The 21,032-nt window shown below is 51.4% G+C and carries 17 protein-coding genes; 16 read left to right on the top strand and 1 reads right to left on the bottom strand.

Features of this window, described 5'->3' with window-relative positions:
• Nucleotides 1-64 precede the first annotated feature (64 nt).
• The 13 genes from BJP58_RS05295 to ptsP all read left to right on the top strand — a co-directional run bounded on the left by BJP58_RS05295 (nucleotide 65) and on the right by ptsP (nucleotide 16,727).
• Nucleotides 65-883 (top strand): MBL fold metallo-hydrolase, encoded by an 819-nt coding sequence (locus BJP58_RS05295; RefSeq protein ID WP_194543095.1) that lies wholly within the window; start codon nucleotides 65-67, stop codon nucleotides 881-883.
• On the top strand, nucleotides 880-2,127 hold the full coding sequence (locus tag BJP58_RS05290; protein WP_194543094.1) for an MFS transporter: 1,248 nt from the start codon (nucleotides 880-882) through the stop codon (nucleotides 2,125-2,127). Before BJP58_RS05295 ends, BJP58_RS05290 begins: the two co-directional genes overlap by 4 nt.
• Complete coding sequence (locus BJP58_RS05285; protein ID WP_194543093.1) at nucleotides 2,102-3,064, top strand: metallophosphoesterase family protein; 963 nt, start codon at nucleotides 2,102-2,104, stop codon at nucleotides 3,062-3,064. The genes BJP58_RS05290 and BJP58_RS05285 overlap by 26 nt, the downstream gene beginning before the upstream one ends.
• A 359-nt stretch (nucleotides 3,065-3,423) precedes the next feature.
• Complete coding sequence (locus tag BJP58_RS05280) at nucleotides 3,424-7,365, top strand: polysaccharide lyase family 8 super-sandwich domain-containing protein (protein WP_194543092.1); 3,942 nt, start codon at nucleotides 3,424-3,426, stop codon at nucleotides 7,363-7,365.
• 260 nt (nucleotides 7,366-7,625) lie between these two features.
• Nucleotides 7,626-9,740: a BglG family transcription antiterminator gene (locus BJP58_RS05275; RefSeq protein WP_336245464.1), complete on the top strand. Its 2,115-nt coding sequence runs from the start codon at nucleotides 7,626-7,628 to the stop codon at nucleotides 9,738-9,740.
• A gap of 35 nt (nucleotides 9,741-9,775) precedes the next feature.
• Complete coding sequence (locus BJP58_RS05270) at nucleotides 9,776-10,219, top strand: PTS sugar transporter subunit IIA (protein ID WP_194543090.1); 444 nt, start codon at nucleotides 9,776-9,778, stop codon at nucleotides 10,217-10,219.
• Entirely contained in the window at nucleotides 10,216-10,479 is a 264-nt protein-coding gene (locus BJP58_RS05265; protein WP_113058962.1) for a PTS sugar transporter subunit IIB, read from the top strand. Before BJP58_RS05270 ends, BJP58_RS05265 begins: the two co-directional genes overlap by 4 nt.
• A 23-nt stretch (nucleotides 10,480-10,502) precedes the next feature.
• On the top strand, nucleotides 10,503-11,798 hold the full coding sequence (locus BJP58_RS05260; protein ID WP_113058963.1) for a PTS ascorbate transporter subunit IIC: 1,296 nt from the start codon (nucleotides 10,503-10,505) through the stop codon (nucleotides 11,796-11,798).
• A gap of 97 nt (nucleotides 11,799-11,895) precedes the next feature.
• The gene (locus BJP58_RS05255; RefSeq protein ID WP_194543089.1) at nucleotides 11,896-12,888 is read left to right on the top strand and encodes a phosphotriesterase family protein; all 993 of its coding nucleotides are present in this window, start codon (nucleotides 11,896-11,898) and stop codon (nucleotides 12,886-12,888) included.
• Between the two features lie 13 nt (nucleotides 12,889-12,901).
• Nucleotides 12,902-13,660: a creatininase family protein gene (locus BJP58_RS05250; protein ID WP_194543088.1), complete on the top strand. Its 759-nt coding sequence runs from the start codon at nucleotides 12,902-12,904 to the stop codon at nucleotides 13,658-13,660.
• 36 nt (nucleotides 13,661-13,696) lie between these two features.
• Nucleotides 13,697-14,431 (top strand): SIS domain-containing protein, encoded by a 735-nt coding sequence (locus tag BJP58_RS05245; RefSeq protein ID WP_194544834.1) that lies wholly within the window; start codon nucleotides 13,697-13,699, stop codon nucleotides 14,429-14,431.
• 263 nt (nucleotides 14,432-14,694) lie between these two features.
• The gene (locus BJP58_RS05240; RefSeq protein WP_194543087.1) at nucleotides 14,695-14,964 is read left to right on the top strand and encodes an HPr family phosphocarrier protein; all 270 of its coding nucleotides are present in this window, start codon (nucleotides 14,695-14,697) and stop codon (nucleotides 14,962-14,964) included.
• A complete protein-coding gene (gene ptsP / locus BJP58_RS05235) occupies nucleotides 14,964-16,727 on the top strand; it encodes a phosphoenolpyruvate--protein phosphotransferase (protein ID WP_194543086.1) in 1,764 nt (587 codons plus the stop codon). Before BJP58_RS05240 ends, ptsP begins: the two co-directional genes overlap by 1 nt.
• Nucleotides 16,728-16,889: 162 nt before the next feature.
• Here ptsP and BJP58_RS05230 read toward each other — a convergent pair whose 3' ends face one another.
• Nucleotides 16,890-17,282, bottom strand: a complete 393-nt coding sequence (locus BJP58_RS05230) for a hypothetical protein (protein ID WP_194543085.1) — start codon at nucleotides 17,280-17,282, stop codon at nucleotides 16,890-16,892.
• A gap of 266 nt (nucleotides 17,283-17,548) precedes the next feature.
• Here BJP58_RS05230 and BJP58_RS05225 point away from each other — a divergent pair, with 266 nt between their 5' ends.
• From BJP58_RS05225 to BJP58_RS05215, 3 genes are all read left to right on the top strand, one after another.
• Nucleotides 17,549-18,226, top strand: coding sequence for a response regulator transcription factor (locus BJP58_RS05225; protein ID WP_194543084.1), 678 nt, complete (start codon nucleotides 17,549-17,551; stop codon nucleotides 18,224-18,226).
• Nucleotides 18,227-18,243: 17 nt separating this feature from the next.
• Complete coding sequence (locus BJP58_RS05220) at nucleotides 18,244-19,584, top strand: HAMP domain-containing sensor histidine kinase (protein ID WP_194543083.1); 1,341 nt, start codon at nucleotides 18,244-18,246, stop codon at nucleotides 19,582-19,584.
• 305 nt (nucleotides 19,585-19,889) lie between these two features.
• A complete protein-coding gene (locus tag BJP58_RS05215; RefSeq protein ID WP_194543082.1) occupies nucleotides 19,890-20,846 on the top strand; it encodes a hypothetical protein in 957 nt (318 codons plus the stop codon).
• Nucleotides 20,847-21,032 lie beyond the last annotated feature (186 nt).

The raw sequence follows: 21,032 nt of genomic DNA, 5'->3' as shown, positions 1-21,032 counted from the left end.
ATTATTTGTATCAAATCAAGGAACCGAGAAATGAACCATTGCTTTTCAAAAGGAGGAGAAACCAGTGAAGATTCATTTTCTAGGCACAGCCGCAGCCGAAGGATTTCCAAACCCGTTCTGCCGCTGCGATGCCTGCAGCAAGGCGAGGTCGCTTGGAGGAAAAAATATTCGAACCAGAAGCTCTATTTTGATCGACGATTTGATCAAGGTCGATTATTCTGCAGATTCCCATATGCAGGCGCTTCGTGATCGGATCGACTTGGGTGCGGTTGAGCACCTGTTGTTTACGCATACGCATTACGACCATTTTCAGCCGTCGGATCTGTACAACCGAGTTGAAGGATTTGCGCACGGTATCGATCATCCCTTACATATATATGGCAACGATGTTGCCATTAGCCAGACCGTTACTGCACTGGGGCCGGACGCTGGAGGCAGGTTTGCCTTTCATTTATTGCGCCCGTTCGAGACGATTTCATTGGGCGATACACGAGTCACCCCTTTGCTTGCGAATCATGACCCCATGGAAACTTGTTTGCTGTTTTACATAGAAAAAGGGGGCAAAACGCTATTTTACGGCAATGACACCGGATGGCTGCATGACGATACTTGGGAATGGCTTAAACGCAAAAGGATCGATATGGCGATCCTTGATTGTACGCATAGCTATACGAACAATAAGCGAAATCCAAATCATATGGGGATTGAGAGTGTGCTGGAGGTTCAGCGCGTATGGCGGGACGAAGGTACGCTTGGGCGTGACGCTCTTATATACGTGACTCACTTTACACACAATTCCGATTTTCTGCATGATGATTTTGAACGCGCTTTCGAGCCCGCGGGCATTAAGGTGGCTTACGATGGCCTGATCGTCGACCTATGACGAGTGACAGCAGCAACGCGATAGAACAGCGCCAGATTAGGATTGTCGGTATCGTAACGGCGCTAACCCTCTTCGGCGACTCGATGCTGTACATTGTCCTCCCCGTGTATTGGAAGGAAGCGGGACTGGACGCCCTTTGGCAGGTAGGCGTGCTGTTGTCCGTAAACCGACTAGTAAGGCTGCCCCTTAATCCTGTCATTGGCTGGCTGTATCATCGCATGTCGCTTCGAACCGGTCTGTTCATCTCTGTGTTGTTAGCGGCGCTTACCACAGTAGGATACGGCGTCTTCAAAGGGTTCGTGCTTTGGATAGCTTTGCGGGCGGTGTGGGGAATTGCATGGTCCTTGATGCGAATGGGCGGATATTTGACCGTCATTCGTTACTCGGACGATACCAATCGAGGGCGATTTATGGGAACGTATAACGGATTGTGGCGCCTGGGCAGCCTGGTTGGCGTGCTGTTCGGAGGGTTTCTCGTACCCATGCTCGGACTGCAGTCCGTCTCGATCATCTTTGGTTGGATGGCATTGGCTGGACTTCCGTTGATCGCGGCATCCATAAGTCCGGGAAAAGCGTCCGGCTCACATCAACTGGAATTACCTCCCGGTAAGACAAAAACGGTATGGTCGCTGCAGGTAAAGAAAATCGTGATAAGCGGACTAATTATATCCTTGCTGCACGCCGTGTTCGGCGCGACGCTTACGTATCTCATTGATACGAGTTATCCAAAGGGAATCCCGTGGTTCGGTCTGATCATCGGCAGCACGGTGTTGGGCGGCGTATTGACAGCGCTTCGCTGTGCTTGGGAGCCGTTCTTGGCCCGATGGTTCGGACAGCGTACGGATGGGCCGAGAGGAAGGCTGCCTTTATTCATGCTCTCGCTTGCGGGTGCGGCAGCGGGTTATGCGTTACTTCCGTGGCAGCTGCCGCTCGGTATATGGATTGTTATCGTTATTTTTGTCATGATCACAAGCACTGCGCTTGGCACCATTATGGACGCCATGGCTTCTGACGCTGCGAAGAGTACTTCCGTTATTACAGTCATGACTGCTTATTCCGTATCTACCGATTTAGGGGCGGCGATCGGCCCGACGTTAATTTATTGGGTGGTCGGCTCGCAGTATGGCGTGACATCGATGTATTTGGCGTGCGCTGCTGTATTCGTTTTGATCGGGTTATGGTATTGGAAGGAATATGTGACAAAGGGGCGGGTATATCTTGGAGAAAAAGCTGAAGTTTCGTGAGGATGGAACGTTTGTCATTGTACAGTTTTCTGATGTAGAGTTTATTGACGCTGAGGATCACGATCCGGAGACGCCGCTTCTCGACTCGATGACGAAGGCGACGATGGAGAGAATCATTGCGATTGAGCAGCCGGATCTTGTTGTGTTTGCAGGCGACTTGACGGCAAGCGCTAGAAGTAAAGATCCGCTGCAATCGTTCCGCAGCGCTGTCGCTGTCGCTGAGGAAAACCGCGTAGCATGGGCGGCTGTGTTTGGCAATCATGACTCGGAAGGAAGCGTACCGCGTAAAAGGATGCATGAGGAGCAGCTCCTGCATGAATATTGCGTAGCCAAACCGGATCCACCGGGCGTAAGCGGAGCCGGAAATTATGTGCTGACGGTTGACGATTCCAAGGGAAGGCCGGCAGCTTCGTTGTTCTTCCTAGACAGCGGTGATTACTCACCGATGGATGCGGTGGGCGGATACGATTGGATACGCCGGGATCAAATCGAATGGTATGCATCTGAATCTCGGCAATTAGCCGAGCGAAATGGTGGAGAGCCTTTGCCTGCACTGGCTTTTTTCCATATTCCGCTCCCGGAATACAAAGAGGTGTGGAAGACGAAGGTGTGCGAGGGCCACTGCAGCGAATGGATCAGCTCGCCTGAACTGAACTCCGGCTTGTTCGCCGCCATGGTGGAGATGGGCGATGTTATGGGCACGTTCGTCGGACATGATCACTCGAATGATTACTGCGGGACACTGCATGGCATTCGTCTTTGTTATGGGAGGTCTACTCGTTACGTTAGTTATGTAGACGGTGTGCGCAAAGAAAAATTTCCGACGGGCGCAAGAGTCATTCGATTAAGAGCGGATGAGCGACAGTTTGAGACATGGATCCGCCAAAGCGACGGGCTTGTCGCGGAAATGCCGCTGCATGAGCCGGATGCTCGGTAAGTTACCTTTTCCCACGCAATTTCTCTTCACCAATATAGAATTCCAAAAATGTTCTGAATAAGCTGCGAATATTCTTCCGTTCAAACTGAGCCATATTCAATCTACCTCGTTCTTTGAGAATGTTGTTGTGATGCACCATGCAACCTGGGGATTTGAATGTGGCTTTTTCTCGATCTCGTATTTTGCAAGTTGATATTTTATAACAAAACAAGGATTGTCGTTGTCATTAAAGCCTGAAGTGGATCATTCGGATGGCGTTAAAGCCGGGAGGGGGGTGATGAAACAGACGGAATTCATGCAAAAGGATGCTGGGGCTAACCATTGGCAGTCTAATTTGAATGATGGAAGGTGGTATTGTGATGAATTTACGTTGGCGGAAATGCATGGTGGTTTCTCTTCTCACCAGTTTCATGCTGTATCCCATTTTGTTGTTTACCGGACCGATACAAGCATCAAGCGCTGCAGACGAGTTCGATTTGCTGAGGGAAAGGTGGCATGTATATTTGACCGGGGGGACGGCAATCGACACGTCGGACCCGGAAATTGCAGCGAAAATCAGCCAAATCGAAACCAACGCGAACAAGCACTGGTCAGCGATGAACACAAACGCCGGACGAACTTATCTGTGGAGCGATCTGGCGAATTGGAGTGTCTCCAGCACGATCTCATCCAACTATGTAAGGCTGAAGGAAATGGCTCTGGCCTATTCCACAACAGGGTCTTCCCTCAAAGGGGATAAGCAGCTGGCTGCAGACATCCTAAGTGGCCTGGACTGGATGTATGCGAACAAATATAACGAAACGAAGAGCGAGACAGGAAATTGGTGGGATTGGGAAATCGGCGTGCCGATGAATCTGACGGATGCGATGGTCTTGATTTATGATCAAATGTCCGCAACGCAAAAAGCTAACTACACGAAGGCTTTGGACAAATTCGTTCCGGATCCAACCTATCGCACAAATTCTCCTTCACTCCGGGAGACCGGTGCGAATCGGCTTGATAAAGCGCTAATTGTCTCTTTGCGCGGCGTGCTGAATAAATCGGATGCCAAGATTGCGCAAGGCCGTGACGCGATCAGCCAGGTGTTGTTGTATGTACAGAGCAGGGACGGCTTTTACGAGGACGGTTCATTTATCCAGCATGACTATGTCGCGTATACAGGAAGCTACGGTGCCGTTCTGCTCGAAGATATGGCGAAGCTGCTGTATCTTCTAGGAGGTTCGAGTTGGGATGTGACGGACCCGAATATCGCGAATGTCATTCGTTGGGTAACGGAGGCTTACCGCCCTTTTCTGTATAAAGGCGCGATGATGGATACGGTGCGAGGGCGTGCGATATCGCGCGAAAGTTCACAGGATCACCAGGCGGGACGGAAAATCCTGGCTTCACTCGTCATGCTGGCCGACGGCCTGAACGCTCGGGATGCCGCAACGGTTCGCCAAATTGCCAAAGGCCAAATGATGTCGGATACAACGTTCCCGAGTTATACGGAGGGGCTGTCCATTTTCAGCATCGGCAAAATCAAAGCACTGCTTGGCGATCCATCCGTTGAACCCGCAGGCGATATGATCGATACCCATGTATTCGCAGGGATGGATCGCGCCGTACACTTAAGGCCTGATTTCGGCCTGGCGCTTGGTATGTTCTCGACGCGGATTTCGGCTTTTGAATACGGCAACGGCGAAAATACCAAGCCATGGTGGCAAGGCGCAGGCGCAGCCTACATGTACAATGCGGACCAGACGCAGTTTTCGGGGGCCTATTGGCCAACGATTGATCCGGTGAGATTACCGGGAACGACTACGGACGGCTCTACGGGGAGCGTGGGCTCGTTCAGCTTCAAATTCAATACATCGAATTGGGTAGGCGGTTCATCGATTGATGGCCCTTACGGTACGGTCGGCATGCAATTTTCGATGTCGAAAAACACGGGTACTTCGTTATCCGGCAAAAAGTCATGGTTTCTATTCGGCGACAAATATATAGCGCTCGGATCCGACATTTCGAGCACCGGAGGTCGATCAGTAGAGACGATCGTTGAAAATCGCAAGCTGAACGAGAACGGTTCAAATACGTTGACGGTTGATGGAACGGTTAAGCCTGCGGCGACGGGGTGGACGGAGGCGATGACAGGCGTACAGTGGGCGCATCTGTCTGGAAGCGAGCCCGGAGCGGATATCGCGTACGTATTCCCTGGAGGGGCGACGGTCCATGGTCTTCGAGAAACGAGATCCGGCTCCTGGAAGGATATCAACACCGATGGAAGCGATAAGCTTCTATCCGCGCAATACGCCAGCCTTGCGCTAAATCACGGTATCGATCCGGTGCAAGCTTCCTATGCCTATGCCGTTTATCCGGGGGCGACAACGAGTGAGGCGGCCGGTTATGCGGCGAACCCGGGCTTTACGGTTTTGAAAAACACGGGAAACGTACAGGCGGTGATGGAGACCACCGATCAAATGGCGGTCGGAGCCAACTTTTGGAAGGATGCGGTTGAAACCGTTCAAGTGAACGGAGCCGATTACTTAACTAGCAATAAGAAATCATCCGTCACCATCGTTGAGAGCGGAGATGAGCTGCAAATCGGGGTTTCAGATCCGACCCAAGCAAACGGAGGGACTATTGAAGTCGAAATTCACCGTGCGACAACCGGCACGTTGCGGCTCGACCCGGGGGTTACAGTGAAGCAGTTTGCACCGACGACGGTATTGGAAGTCAATACGGCGGGAGCGATCGGGAAAACGTTCCTGGCTAAGCTGAGCACAGGGTCAACGACGCCGCCAGTGGCGCCACAATTGATCGAAGCCTTGCCAGGACCCGGTTCAGCTGCGCTGAAATGGTCCGCAAGCGCAGGAGCAACAGGATACCGAATTGATTACGGGACAGCGCCCGGCAACTATACGAATACTGTGGATATATCCGCAGTCAGCGGAAATAACCAGTATACCGTCACAGGGCTAGCCGACGGGGCAACGTATTATTTTACGATAAAAGCACTTAATGGCGCCGGTAACGAAAGCGCCGCATCCAATGAATTATTCGTAACGCTTGGATACGCAATCTTGCCTTCCGACGATGTCTACGTACGCAGCGGGTCTTATGCAAACACGAACTTCGGATCTTCCGATCAATTGGTTATCAAAAACGATCCCAACGCAGGTTATCACAGGTACTCCTATTTGAAATTTGATTTATCTCATCTGCCGGATCAGGTCAAAAGCGCGCAAATCCGCCTGGTTCCGACAAGTGCCGGACTTGCCAACACACAAGGCGTCGCTTTTGAAGTTAGCAATCATGCATGGACCGAAAGCAGCATGACATGGAACAACAAGCCTGCCGCCGGCAGCCTAATCGGAAGCTGGACCGTCCCGGCAGCGGGGACGCCGGCAACCTTGGATGTAACGGCACAAGTGAATGCGGCCATAGCTGGTGATCGTACAATCGCCGTTCAGCTGGCTCAAACGACCAACTATGGCTCGACCGGCTGGGTGATGTACGGCTCTAAGGAGCATACGAATGCAGCTTACCGGCCCGTGCTTCTGTTCGAGCCGCAGGATACGGTTCCGCCAAACACGCTGGCGACATTATCCCCGGAGAAGCCGGACGGCGATAACGGTTGGTATGTCCAGCCTGTAACGCTATCGTTGGCCGCGGAGGATTCATTATCAGAAGTAACCGCATCGGTATACAGTCTGGACGGTGGAAGCTCATGGCAGCCGTACACTGGACCTGTTACATTCAGTGAAGACGACAAATATACAATAAGCTATCGATCAAAGGATGATGCGGGTAACCTAGAGCCCGCGAAGATGATTGAATTTAATCTGGATACAAAGGCCCCTCTTATTACGTTTGGCGATCCGGCAGCAGAAAGCTACGGTATTGATCAGGACTTATTGCCGCAATTTGATGTAAGCGATGATTTGTCCGGCGTCGATTCTAAGAAGATAACTTTGTTGCTTGACGGTCGGCCTCTGGAACAAGGCGCAACGATTCCACTGTTTACATTGCCAGTGGGCAGTCATTCATTAGAACTTACAGTTTACGATTCAGCAGGAAATATGGGGAGAGCCAGTGTGGATTTCCAAACGACGGCGACTACAGAATCGCTCAAAGCGCTGGTCGCAAGGTTTGAGAAGGGCGGATGGATTGACAACAACGGCATCGCGAACAGCTTGAGGACAAAGCTCGACCAGGGTGAACTGAACAGTTTTATTCACGAAATTCAAGCACAGAGCGGCAAACATGTCCATAGCGATGCTGCACGTTACTTACTTCAGAATGCAGAGGCATTGATTTAACATAGCAATCGGGAAGCAAACCAAATCTTGCATGGGCCCTTTTCGCCTGTGCTTTTTTTTTGTGCATATAACCTACTTAATTGAAAAGTTCGCGGAGTTATTTAATGAAAAGTATGTTGACGGTCTACATAACTTTAAACACTTGAGTTCATTTTTGCACAAAAGGGTCTCCATGAATTGAACTGTCTTTCATGAAATGCCTGTGGGTATAATCGAATTGCAAAAGGTACCACACTAAACGGCAAAGGAGTTGATGCCGTATTCTGGACGAAAGAAGTACCCGGATTTTGACGCTGCTTCATGAAGCAGCCGATTATGTGTCGCTGGAAGAACTGATGCAGAAGGTCGGTATCTCCAGACGAACCGTCTATTATGATATGGAAAAAATAAACGACTACTTGAAAGCGGTTCATCTTCCGCCGGTCAAATACGTCAGGACAGTCGGCTATTATTTGCCGGATGAAAGCCGGTCCGGTCTTCCGCAGTCGACCGGGAAGCCTCAAACACAGCAGTATTATTTGTCCCCACGGGAAAGAATGGCTTGGATGTCGCTTTATCTGTTATCGGCGGAGGCTCCGCTCTTTGTTCATCATTTTACGGACCTTTTGCAGGTTAGCCGAGGGACCGTACTCAAGGATTTGAATATGGTTCGGTCGGACATGAAGATCTCGAAACTTAAAGTAACCTACGACCGCAAGCGGGGCTATGGCGTACATGGGGAGGAACGTGACAAGCGGAAGGCCCTGAGCCAATACTTCGGACAGATTTTCGGTCATGCCGGCTGGGAACAGATATTTAACCGGAATCCGGAATCGGAAAGTCCGGATCTCGCCCAAGTCTTATTTCCCCCTATGAAGTCAGGTCACCTGAAGCGGGTGTATCGCCTGATTTCGGATAGCGAAATAACGCTGGGCGTAGATTTGACGGATGAGATGTTATTTCATTTGACGGCACGGTTCCTGTTATATGTAAGGCGGATTCAGACCGGACAGTTTATCTCGATAGATGAAGATGAACGAAACGTGCTGCGGAGGAAACCGGAGTACGAAGTTGCCGCAGGGCTTGCCGAAGGTCTTGGCCAAATGTTCGGCGTCTCCATCCCGGACGAAGAGATTTGCTACTTTACGATGCATTTACTGGGAGCCAGGGTTAACCGGATGGAACAGATGACCGGATCCGAAGAGGTGCTTAAGCAGCTTCGGCAAGTGACCAGACAGATGACGGATGATTTTCAGCGTTATGCCTGCGTATTCCTGCCGAACAGAGAAACGATGGAAGAGAATCTGCTTGTTCATTTGAAGCCGGCTTATTATCGGATCGTATACGGACTCGGTCTTGAAAATCCGCTGCTCGAAAATATCCTATCCAAGTACAGGGAAGTGTTCGAGCTGACCCGCCGATCCGCGGCTCCGTTCGAACAATTGGTTGGGCGTCAACTTGACGACAACGAAATCGGATATCTCGCGATGCATTTCGGCGGCTGGCTGCGCAGAGAGAACACGAAGCCGGCCGTACGGCGACAGGCAGCCATCGTTTGCGTCAACGGCATTTCCGCTTCGCGAATGCTGAAATCGCAGCTGGAGAACCTTTTCTCGGCAGTGGATATTACGGCCGTGCTCTCACTGCGGAATTACGAGTCCTTTGATGAAGACCATGTTGATTTTATTTTCTCAACGGTCCCATTGCCGGATAGCAAAGTGCCCGTTCTCTTAGTGAATCCGATTCTCAGCGATAAGGATAAGGAGCACCTGCTGAACCAGGTCAACATGGTTGCCGGCCGTAATTCTAAGACCCCGGCGTACTCGGTTCAAGCACTGCTCGATATCGTCCATAAATACGCCGTGGTTAGGGACGAAGCAGGTCTTACGGAGGAGCTGAACCATTACTTGTCCGTTGGGAAAACATGGCTGAGTGAAGCACGCAAGCCATCTCTATCGGATCTGCTCACCGGACAGATGATCCAAATGAAAAGAAAAGCTGCCGACTGGCGGAGCGCTGTACGCGATGCCTCCGAGCCCCTGCTGAAGGATGGGCGCATCGATGAAGCCTATATTGATGCGATGATCTCCAAAGTCGAGGCGCTAGGCCCTTATATCGTCGTTGCTCCGGGTATCGCGATTGCGCATGGCAAGCCGCAGGATGGTGTCCGGCGGCTGGGCATCAGTCTGCTGCGGCTGGAGGAACCTGTCGCCTTCTCAGAAGAAGCAAGGCATCAAGTTCAGGTCATTCTGGTACTGGCTGCGATTGACGGCGAATCCCACCTCAAAGCGCTGTCGGAGCTGACCATCCTGCTCAGGGAGAAGGAGAGCCTGATCCGTCTGAAAGAGGCCAAGACGAAAGAAGAGATACTGCAGCAATTACACACCGGTCTTTAGCATCGATTAGAATACCGGATTTGGGAGAGATGAGAATGAAATTTTTGGAACCGTCGCTAATTGCCTTGGATGTTGAGGCCGAGACGGCCGAAGAAGCGATCCGCTTAGCGGGAGAACTGCTGGCGAAAGCGGGTGCGGCGGAAGAACGTTATGCCGACGCCATGGTGAAATCTTATCGTGAAAGAGGTCCGTACTTTGTTCTTGCACCCCATATCGCACTTCCGCATGCCCGTGCGGAGGATGGGGTGAAGGAAGCGTCCGTCTCGCTGATTAGATTGAAGAAACCGGTCGTATTCGGCCATGCGGCCAACGACCCGGTACAGCTTGTATTTGCGCTTGGCGGCTCCTCAAGTTCGGAGCATATCGCCATGCTGCGCAAGCTGACCACCTTGCTGAGCAGCCCGGGCAGCATTGAACAATTCATGCATGCAACGGATGTTGAGACAATCCAACAACTCATTAGGGGGAACGAACAATGAAAATTTTATGCGTATGCGGTCTTGGACAAGGAACGAGTTTGATTCTGAGAATGAATGTGGAGAACGTCCTGAGCGGTATGGGAGTAAGTGCCGACGTGGAGCACACGGACGTGTCAACGGCATCCGGAACCGCAGCCGACTATATCATTACAAGCAACGAGCTGGCCCAAAGCCTTCAAGGGCATGCGGCCCAAATTGTGATCGTCAACAACTATTTCGACACTAACGAAATCAAACAGAAGCTGGAAGAAGTGCTGTAAACCATTAGAAAGGGAGAGGGCATATGGACGTACTTTTTTGGATTGCCACCAACATTTTTGGAACGCCCGCCATTCTGCTCGGATTCATCGTTCTGGTCGGCCTTCTGCTTCAGAAGAAATCAACGAGCCAGCTTGTAAGCGGCACCTTTAAAGCGATTATCGGCTTCCTCATCATCGGTGCAGGCTCTGATGTTATCGTGAAAGCCTTGAATGTATTCGAGCCGATGTGGAAGGAAGTCTTCGGATTGGAGAGCGGAACCCTCGGTACCTTCATGGGGCAGGAGGCATTCAATTCCAAATTCGGCAGCGCCGTTACGCTCGCCATGCTCATCGGCTTTCTGATCAACGTTCTGCTGGCACGCTTCACCCGGTTTAAATTTATTTACCTGACCGGACACATGATGTTCTGGACGTCGACCGTTTTTGCGGGCGTGATCGTTCATGCGGCCAGCGGCATCCCGATCTGGAAGCTGGTACTTATGGTCGCTGTCGTCCTTGGTGTGTATTGGACATTCCAGCCGGCGCTGGTTCAGCCGTTCCTTCGTAAAATTACGGGCAACGATAACATTGCGCTTGGTCACACCTCGGCCTCGGTTGCCTTGCTAGCTGCCTTGTTCGGTAAATTATTCGGCAACAAAAACAACGATTCCGAGAAAATCAAAGTACCCAAAGGCTTCGAGTTTCTTCGCGATTCCAACGTCATCACTGCACTCAGCATGGGGGTTTTGTTCCTGATCGGAGCCATTATTCTGTCGACGAAGGGCACGCCGGCGGCTGCGGAGCTGATGAAACAATCGGGTGACCAGAACTTTATTATCTACTCCATTATCCAATCGTTCACATTCGCAGGCGGAATCGCCATCGTTCTGATGGGGGTCCGGATGTTTGTCGGCGAGCTGGTTCCGGCCTTCAACGGGATCGCTACTAAACTGGTACCAGGCGCCAAACCGGCACTGGATGCGCCGGTTGTATACCCTTACGCGCCGAATGCGGTGGTTCTTGGCTTCCTGGGAGCTTTCGCCGGAGCGATTATCTGGCTGCTTGTACTTGGCAACACCGTATCATACATTTTCGTGCCAACGATGATCGTCTTATTCTTCCACGGGGCTACGGCGGGGGTATTCGGGAATTCGACAGGCGGTGTCCGCGGAGCTGTTATTGGCGGCTTCATCACTTCAACCGTGGTCGCTTGGGGACAGTTTCTGATGGTTCGCTTCTTTATCGCCTCGACGGTGCCGGATACGGCCATGTGGGCAGCTGATTCCGATATGTTCATCATTGGGCCGATTCTGCACTTCCTGGCGAAGCTGTTCTTCTAGAGGTTATTCAAAAAGCAGCTGACTTTTTGAATGTTGAACACGCATTTTTAGAGATCTGGCCAGGTTCCAATTTTATAGAGAGTGGAGGAGAAACGATATGGGCTTTATTCGTACTTTACATGGAGATATCAGCAAAGAGAAACTGGGCTTTACGTATTCCCACGAACATATCGTATGCCGTCCGGCCTACTGGCAGGAACGGGGCGAGGACGATTTGCTCCTGGACGATAAAGAGAAGTCCAAGCTCGACGTTCTTGACTTCAAACAACACGGCGGACGCTCGATCGTGGACGCTACAGCCATCGATTATGGACGAGATGTTCAAGCGGTACAGGAAATCGCAGTTGAAACCGGCATTCATATTGTAGGAACGGCGGGCTTCAACAAAAGCTTTCTGTGGGACGCCAAAATCAAAGAGGAGCTTAAACCGCTGATCGGCCACTATGAAACCTACGCCCAGTGGATTGAAGCAAAAAGCATCAACGAGCTGGCGGATTTCGTCATCCGGGAGGTTGAAGAAGGGCTGGAGGGAACGTCTTTCAAAGCAGGCCAGGTTAAATTCGGGACAGGCTATAACCGCATTACGCCTCTGGAGGAGAAGACGCTGCGTGCTGTAGCGCGCGCTCATCATGAGACAAAGGCGCCCATTCATTCCCATACCGAGGTTGGCACCATGGCGCTGGAGCAAATCGAGCTCCTGAAGAGCGAAGGTGTGGATCTGTCTTTTTTGAGTCTGGGGCATATGGACCGCAATCCCGACCCGTACTATCACGAGCAGATCGCCGCAACGGGGGCCTTTATGAGCTTCGACGGTATCGGCAAGATCAAGTATGCACCGGAAAGCACCCGAATCTCGCTTATTCTGGAGCTTGTCCGCAAAGGCTTCGAAGATCAAATCCTCATCAGCGGAGATACCGCCCGGAAAACCTACTACAAGCATTACGATCAGGGTCTCGGTCTGGAGTACATTATTTCCAAATGGGTACCGCGCTTTGTGGACGAGGCGAACCGAAACGGCTTTGACGGACCAAAGCTGGTGAAGAAATTTTTCGTAAGCAACCCGGCCAACTGCTTTTCATTTAAAAAGTAAGGGGGGTGCCACTATGAAATTCGAACTCGAAAATTCGGATGAGGTGAAGGATAAAATACGCCAATTCCGTGCTGCCATCCTTCCTATTGGTGCCGTTGAAGCGCATGGTCCCCATCTGCCGCTGGGCACGGATAACCTGCTCGCGACCAGACTCGCGGACAAATTAGCCGAACGGACAGAGAGCTTCGTTCTGCCGACCCTCCCCTATGGCCAGGTGTGGAGCTTGCGCAATTTCCCGGGGAGCATCAACGTCTCAAATGAAGCACTCATCCGGCTGTTAGCAGATATCGGCGAAAGCTTGTACCAGCAAGGATTCCGCATTTTCGTCATGGTGAACGGCCATCTCGGCAATGCGGTTGCACTGAAGGAAGCTGCGAGAGTGTTATACGAACGGGTGCCCGCACTAAAAGTGTTCTACTTCTTTTACCCTGGCACGAAGGAAGTAACGGCTTTGGTACGAGAAGCTTCGGCTGCGCACGCGAGCTATATGCATGCCGATGAAATCGAGACATCCTATATGCTCTATCTCGCGGGCGAATATGTGGACATGAGCAAGGCGATCGATGGTGCCCCGCAGATCCCGATCGAAGCGGATTGCACGCCAACGCCGTGGGAGGAAATGACTTCCACTGCCGTGCTTGGGGATGCAACGCTGGCAACGAGGGAGAAGGGGGAGAAAATCATCGAGCGCAGTTTGGAAGTGATGGCCGGGATGGTTCTCCGAGCCAAAAGTGCTTTGTCAACCGATGATCAACCGGAAGAGAACAGATAGCATTGCAATTACAGGAACAACGAGGTGAAAAAGACGATGATGAACACCTATTTTGATGTGATTGGCGGGTTGTTGAACAAAGTTCGAACCGAGCAGGCCAAGCCGATCCGTGAAGCGGCGGAGAAGGTAGCGACTTGTATTCAGCAGGGCGGGATTATTCACTTGTTCGGCTGCGGACATTCACATATATTGACCGAAGAAGTCTTTTACCGGGCAGGCGGGCTTGTACCGATTCGTCCGATTCTGGTTGAGAAGCTGATGCTTCATGAAGGCGCGGTCCGGTCGTCCGAGCTGGAAAGACAAAACGATCTTGCTGTTGAGTTTATGGAGAAGCAGGATATTCGCGAAGGCGAGATTGTATTCGTATTGTCCACTTCGGGGCGAAATCCCGTTCCTGTAGATGTCGCTTTGATGGCGAAGGAGAAGGGGGCCTTTACTGTAGGCATTACCTCTCTGGAATATTCCAAAAGCATGCCCTCCCGACACAGCAGCGGCAAGCATCTGGCGGATGCCGTTGATCTGGTGATCGACAATTTCTCGGTCAAGGGCGATGCCGTATTGAGCCATCCGGGCCTCCAGGTACCCTTTACGCCGAGCTCGACGGTGATCGGGGCCCTCATTTTGAACTCCCTGTTCGCCGAATCTATTGAGATTATGATTGAAAAAGGCTTCAACCCCCCCGTATTTCTCAGCGGAAATATCGATGGTTCCGATGAACACAACAGAGCGCTGGTTGAGGCTTATAAAGGACGGATCGCTTTACTGGCATGATAAGAATGAGCTTAGCGAGAAGTAGCTTAGCTTCCGAAATGAACGTAAGTCCGAAAACGAATATCATCCTACCTAAACGGGAAGCAGTCATTATTAGCATATATACGAATTGCCCATGAGCAGGATCTTGAACAATAAATAAAGCAGGCCGCCTGGCAAAGATCAAGCACGCGAACGTCAGGGATACGGAAGAGTGAAGCCGTAACTGCGATTTCTGCAAGAAAATTGTCTCGGCAGGCCGTTACAGGATGAGGAGGAAAGACATGTTCACACAAACCGTAACCATACAGAATGAGCAGGGCTTTCATGTCCGTCCGGCTCAGCTTTTCTCGGAAAAAGCGGGACAGTTTGGAGGAGAGGTTCATCTGAGAACTAGCGAAGGACGCTCCGCGGATTGCAAAAGCATGCTGGAGCTGATGACGCTCGGCATTGAACAAGGGGCTGTCGTGACCATCGAAGCTAACGGAGATGGAGAACAAGAGGCAGTCGAAGCTCTGGTTCAGCTAGTCGAAAGCAAGTTTGGTGAAGCCTGATGAAGAAGCTGCAAATTCAAGGAGTCGGCGTATCGGAGGGAATCCGGATCGCAAAGGCATACATCTACAAACCTTCGCAGGGGGCAAACAGCGACAGCAGCCCCGATGAGAAGGATATTCCCGATACACCGGCCGCTATCGATGCCGAGCTTATCAAGCTCCGTGAAGCCAAAGCCAGTTGTGCGGAGCAATTGGATGCGCTGACGGAAAAAGCGAAGGAAGCCGTGGGCGAAGAGCAAGCCGGTATTCTTGCGGGGCAGCGGAAGCTTCTGGAGGATCCTGCCTTCTATCCGAAGATGGAGACGCGGGTTCGGGAGAATCTGGAGCCAGCGCCAAAGGCCGTTGCCGAAATTGTGAGTCAGGTCGCTTCCATGTTGGAAGGCATGAACAATGATTATATGAAGGAACGCGCCGCAGACATACGTGACATCGGCAATCGTCTTCTCGCTTGTCTGTCGCCAGGGCATTCGCGCGGCTTTACGGGTATCACCGAACAGGTAATTTTGGTTGCCGACGATTTGGCACCATCGGATACGGTTCAGCTGGACCCTGACTTGGTGATCGGTTTTATTACTCGCACTGGAGGAGCGACCTCGCATACCGCTATTCTCGCACGGTCGCTCGGGATTGCGGCTATTGTCGGCGCTGGGGACGGCGTCGACGGCATTGAGGACGGCGACACGCTCGTCCTCGACGGATCCGCCGGGCTGTGCGTTGCCCGGCCGGACAAGGCAGAAGCGGAGCAGTATCGGCTCCGCATGCTGCAGGACCTCGAGCGCAGGCAGTCGCTCGAGGCGTACGCGGCGCGCCCGGCAGTGACCGCCGACGGCGCGCGCGTGGAACTCGCGGCGAACATCGGCAGCGCCGCGGAAGCCGAGACCGCCGTCCTGCAGGGCGCGGACGGCGTAGGGCTGTTCCGCACGGAGTTCCTGTTCATGAACGCCCCGGCCATGCCGGGCGAGGAGGAGCAGTTCCGTGCCTATCAGGAAGCGGCCCGGACGATGGAGGGCCGCCCCGTAATCATCCGCACGATGGACATCGGCGGAGATAAGGAGCTTCCGTATCTGCAGCTGCCCAAGGAAACGAACCCGTTCCTGGGCTACCGTGCGATACGGGTAGGGCTTGTACGCCAGGAGCTGCTTCGCACGCAGCTGAGGGCGGTGCTGCGGGCCAGCGCCTTCGGAACGGTAAAGGTGATGTTCCCGATGATCTCCGGCCTGCAGGAATGGAGGCAGGCAAGAGCCATCCTGACGGAAGTGCAGGCGGAATTGAGGCAGGACGGCATCCGGTTCGACGAGCAGATGGAAGTTGGCATCATGGTTGAGATTCCCTCAACGGCCGTGTTGGCGGAACGATTCGCGAGCGAAGTCGATTTCTTCAGCATCGGTACGAACGACCTTGTGCAGTACACGGTCGCGGCGGACCGCATGAATGAACATGTCGCGCACCTGTACGATTATTATCATCCAGCCGTGCTTCATCTAATCCGCACGGTCATTGAGGCATCCCACACGGCCGGTAAATGGACCGGCATGTGCGGAAGTATGGCGGGTGATCCGCTCGCGGCACCGCTCTTACTCGGACTCGGGCTCGACGAATGGAGCATGGAGGCAAGTGGTCTCAGCCGGATGAAGGAAAGGCTCGCTACTCTGGATCGTCAGGAATGCCGCGAGCTGGCGAAGCGCATACTTCGTCTCGATACGCCTCAAGCCGTACGTCAAGCGCTGGAGGAATTTCATCACGTGAAACAGGCAGTGGTATAGATTACGGATTCACATGACTTGTCCAACATAGCAGGTGTTGGGGGTTCTCAGAAGTGGCATACCCGTATGCGTGATCGTAGTTGGGGTCAAATAGCTGCTGCATATAAAGAAATGGCGGTGCAGGGGGTTCCCCTATGCCGCCATTTCTTTGTTATCGACTATTTACCCTTTACGACGCAGTACATTGGCAATTACGCCAACGATTAAGCCCCAAACCGCATTTATTGCAAAGACACTTATCATTGCCAGCGGATTCGTTAATGGACCTTGCAATGTTCCATCGATAAGGGGAGAGGTAATCCCGCTGATAATGATAGCAAATAAGGCATAACTCAAACCCGCAAAAACAAGAATGACAACGGGATAAGCCGTTCTTTTGAATAGAACGAGCATGAGCCAGGCCAAAGAGATGAGAACCGTCATCAGAATGCTGCCGAATGCTTGGCCGATCAGCTCCATGATCCCGGTCATCTTCATGATGGGTCTGACAAGCGCTAAAGCGCCGAGACCGAGAATGAAAAGCAGGTTTTCTTTTACGATATCAATTGTTTTCATATCCAATCCGTTCCTTTCCCATGTATGTGTTAATCTGTCGCCTGATGAAGTCGATAAGACCCCGTCCGATTCATCCTCCAACTTGTATGAATATTGCCAGTGCCTGCATTGATTTTCCCGGCTGTTGATAACATTAACAAATCCATGTTGTGAACTTATGACGATGCTTGGTGATTTACGTGAATTTTTCCGATGGATTTCCCGATCTCCTGACAGCCATAATATGCTAGACTACCTATATATTACTTTTAGGAGTCCATCATACGATGAAGACATTTACTATTTTGTACATTGAAGACGATCAGGAAATCGGTTCCTGGTCCAAGGAGTTTTTAATCAGTCAGGGCTATGAGGTGATATGGAAGAGTTCAGGCTATGATGTGGAAGCAGCAATGGAACATTGCGATCTTGTCATTTTGGACATCATGCTTCCGGGTCTGGACGGATTCACGGTCGGTCAGCGGCTAAAACGAATCAATCCCGCTGTACCCATCCTGATGCTTACGGCCAGAACCGCAATCGAGGATAAGCTTACCGGACTGTCTTTTGCCGATGATTATATGACAAAGCCGTTTCATCCGGATGAGTTGGCCGCCCGGATTCAAGTCCTGCTCAGGCGCTCCGTCACTACGGAACCGGAACAGCTTCTGATCCGGCATTTAATCATCGACCGAACAGGAAGCCGTATATGGAATTCCGTAACCGGGGAAGAGATTGTGCTTACAGGTAAGCAGTTTCACATATTCATGTATTTCCTGGACCATCTGAATCATATTTTGACCCAGAAGCAGATTTATGAAGCCGTATGGGGCGAGCCGCATCTGAACGGAGACAAGACGTTGAATGTGCATATCCGGCATCTGCGAGAGAAGATCGAGCTGGATTCCGGCTCCCCCCAAATTATCGAGACCATCCGCGGCGTAGGATACCGGGTGCGATCATGAAGATCCGCGGCTCGTTAATGAGCAAATACCTGATCCTTATTTTGACCGCCTTATTGCTATGGCCGATCATTCCAGCCCTGTTTTATTTACCTGGTTATATGTTTAGCGATCATCCAGTATATCGTCCGGAAGAGATAACCCGCATGTGGCAGCAGGAGGCAGACAACCTGGACGGTGCAGGTAGGGATAGGATTATTTCTAGACTGGGAGAGTTGAACGAGGACTATCCGGATGCTGAAATATTTTGGGTGGACCCGTCAGGGAGGACGAATGCAGTCAGAGACCTCTCGGAAGATATACCTGAGCAATGGACTTATGAGGATATTCTCTCGATTCGAGCGCAAGACCGTTATCAAGAAACGCTGTTCTTAACCTCCCTCATCGGAAACGATCCGAAGCAAGGCTTTATGGTGATGCGGCTCCCGGATTCCCATATCCTTGATGCAGAGATGTCGCTATCGGGAAACCTGCCGCTCATCTTTCTGTTTCTAATGATTTGTGTATGCTTCTTTATGCTGTCATGGCTGTTCTTCATTAAGCTTCGCAAAAGACTGATCAGGCTCCAATCCGCGATGACCGTAAATGGATTGAAAGAAATTCCCGACGAAGTCACGATTATGAAGAACGACGAGATTGGAGAACTCGAAGGCTCGTTTAATCGGATGGTGAAGGAGCTCAAAGAAAGTCAACAACGGGAGCGGGAGGAGGAGGAACTGCGCAAGCAATTCATTTCAACGATTTCCCACGATCTTCGTACCCCGTTAACTGTCATCAGGCAACATGTCCATACGGTTCGCAATAATCCTGCTTCTCCCCAGGGACAGGTTTCACTTTCTGTCATCGAGCATAAGCTGGACGACATCAGTAATCTGATGGATAATCTTCTGTCATACACACTGTTATCGGCGGGGAAGTATCCGCTGCACAAACAGCCGATTGATATCGTAGAAGAAGTCCGGAATCGAGTGGCTCAGTGGTATCCAGTATTCGAGGCTAAGGGATTTGATGTCTTTGTCGAGCTTCCTGATGAGACGTTATTATGGGATGTGGATCCATTGTGGTTTAACCGGATCCTGGACAATGTGTTTCAGAATGTAGTACGCCATGCGGGAGCGGGTCGCTACATCGGCATTCAAATGATTGATCGTGAGAAGCAGCTGATGCTGGTCATCAACGATAAGGGCCCTGGCGTCTGCAACGAGACGCCTGAAAAAGGCGCAGGGATCGGTTTGTCCATTGTATCGATGATGGCCAAGGAGATGGGGATGCAATGGGAAATGAAATCCGACGCAGACGGAAGTGCGTTTTATATTTGGATTGATAGCAGTTGCAGTGTTATAACTCACGAGACAGATTAAGCTATGAGAAGGTAACTGTATCTGAAACGAATGCGAGTTCGTTATCGATTTTATATTTGTTATTGGAATATATGTAACCTTTTCTTTCAAAGACCAGGGAAGAAGCTGCGTACAAGTCGCTCAGAGTGACTTATACGCAGCTTCTTTTTTGAGCGTTGACTTACCTATCCAGGATAGAGAGTTTACAGCTTCACGTAAACGAAATTAACCCAAACTTAAACTTGAGGTCACTTTGTCTTTCGATAAGGGAGGTAGAATGGGGTTTAAAGTGAAGGCTGAGTTATTAAGGAGGTAAGTTAACCAACATGAAGATTGAGCATAAAAAAGTTTCAGCAGAGCTCCAGACAGCGCGATGGATAAAGATGCGTAGAATTTGTGGTTATGGCGCTGCCATAGCGGTGACGCCGTATTTGTTGATTAAACTGGCATGGACCCTCGGTTACTTCATACCAACCGAGCAAATGGGAGACGATAGTTGGCGTGCGATCAACGCAGCTACCGCAGTGCTTGCGGCGATCGGAATTCTACTGGCATTGGCGTTCACCAGGCCGTGGGGTGAACGCCTGCCTGCATGGCTGATTGCCTTTCCCGTATGGGTTGGCACGGGTCTGCTCGTTCCCATGCTGGTCTTGGCACCGGTGCTAGGACCGGCAGCTATGACTCGGGATCAGGAAGCGGGGGCAGCCGATGTTTGGGTGTACGAACAATTCTTTGTCATGGTCTCGCTCGTTGGCATCGGCATTTGTCTGCCTCTCGCCTTCGCAGGGTATGCGAAGACACGGTGGCCGGAGGCGTTCGGTGATTCGATTGACTATAGCAGGTTTCCTGGTAATACTTGGAGACTGCAGCATACATTGTCCAAGCTGGTTGGAGCCGGCTGTATCCTGCTAGGTACCATTAAGGTGTTCTGGGCTGTTGGAGGCACCCTCGGCATGGATCCGGCCAGATTGGACGATCGTGATGTGTGGTGGCATCTGCTGACGTTTAGTACCGGAGCGTGGTCCATCGCGGGGGCGTGGGGATTGCTGGTGCTAACTTCCCGGCGTGGGTCGCAGCGTTTTCTGTACCCGATGGCATTGGCTTGGATTTCGTCGGGCATGCTGTTCTCTTATAATCTCTTTTCCGCTATTCGTACCGATTCGCAGTTCTCGCCAGAGTACCCGCTGCTGCGGATGCTGACCACAGAGGCCGGTATCATCTTAGGTGTAATGATGATTATGATCATTCTGCTCGTTCTGCATGATCGACGTCGTGCCTTGTAGACGATTCGTTGGAACACGTCATGTGTAGTGCGATATCGATTCGGAACATTACGTCGTTCAGGCAGCGAGTATCCTTACCTGTCGGAAGGAAAAAACAAACATGCTTATGAAGTCGCGGAAATCGCGGCTTTTTTGTTTAGGTGAAACTAAACATACAGACCATCCAAGAGAAATGATTGTTCAAAA

Origin of the sequence: Paenibacillus sp. JZ16 (genome assembly GCF_015326965.1) — a bacterium.
Classification (GTDB): domain Bacteria; phylum Bacillota; class Bacilli; order Paenibacillales; family Paenibacillaceae; genus Paenibacillus_AQ.
The sequence above is the reverse complement of the archived record's forward strand: the minus strand, read 5'-3'. Positions and strand labels throughout refer to the sequence as shown.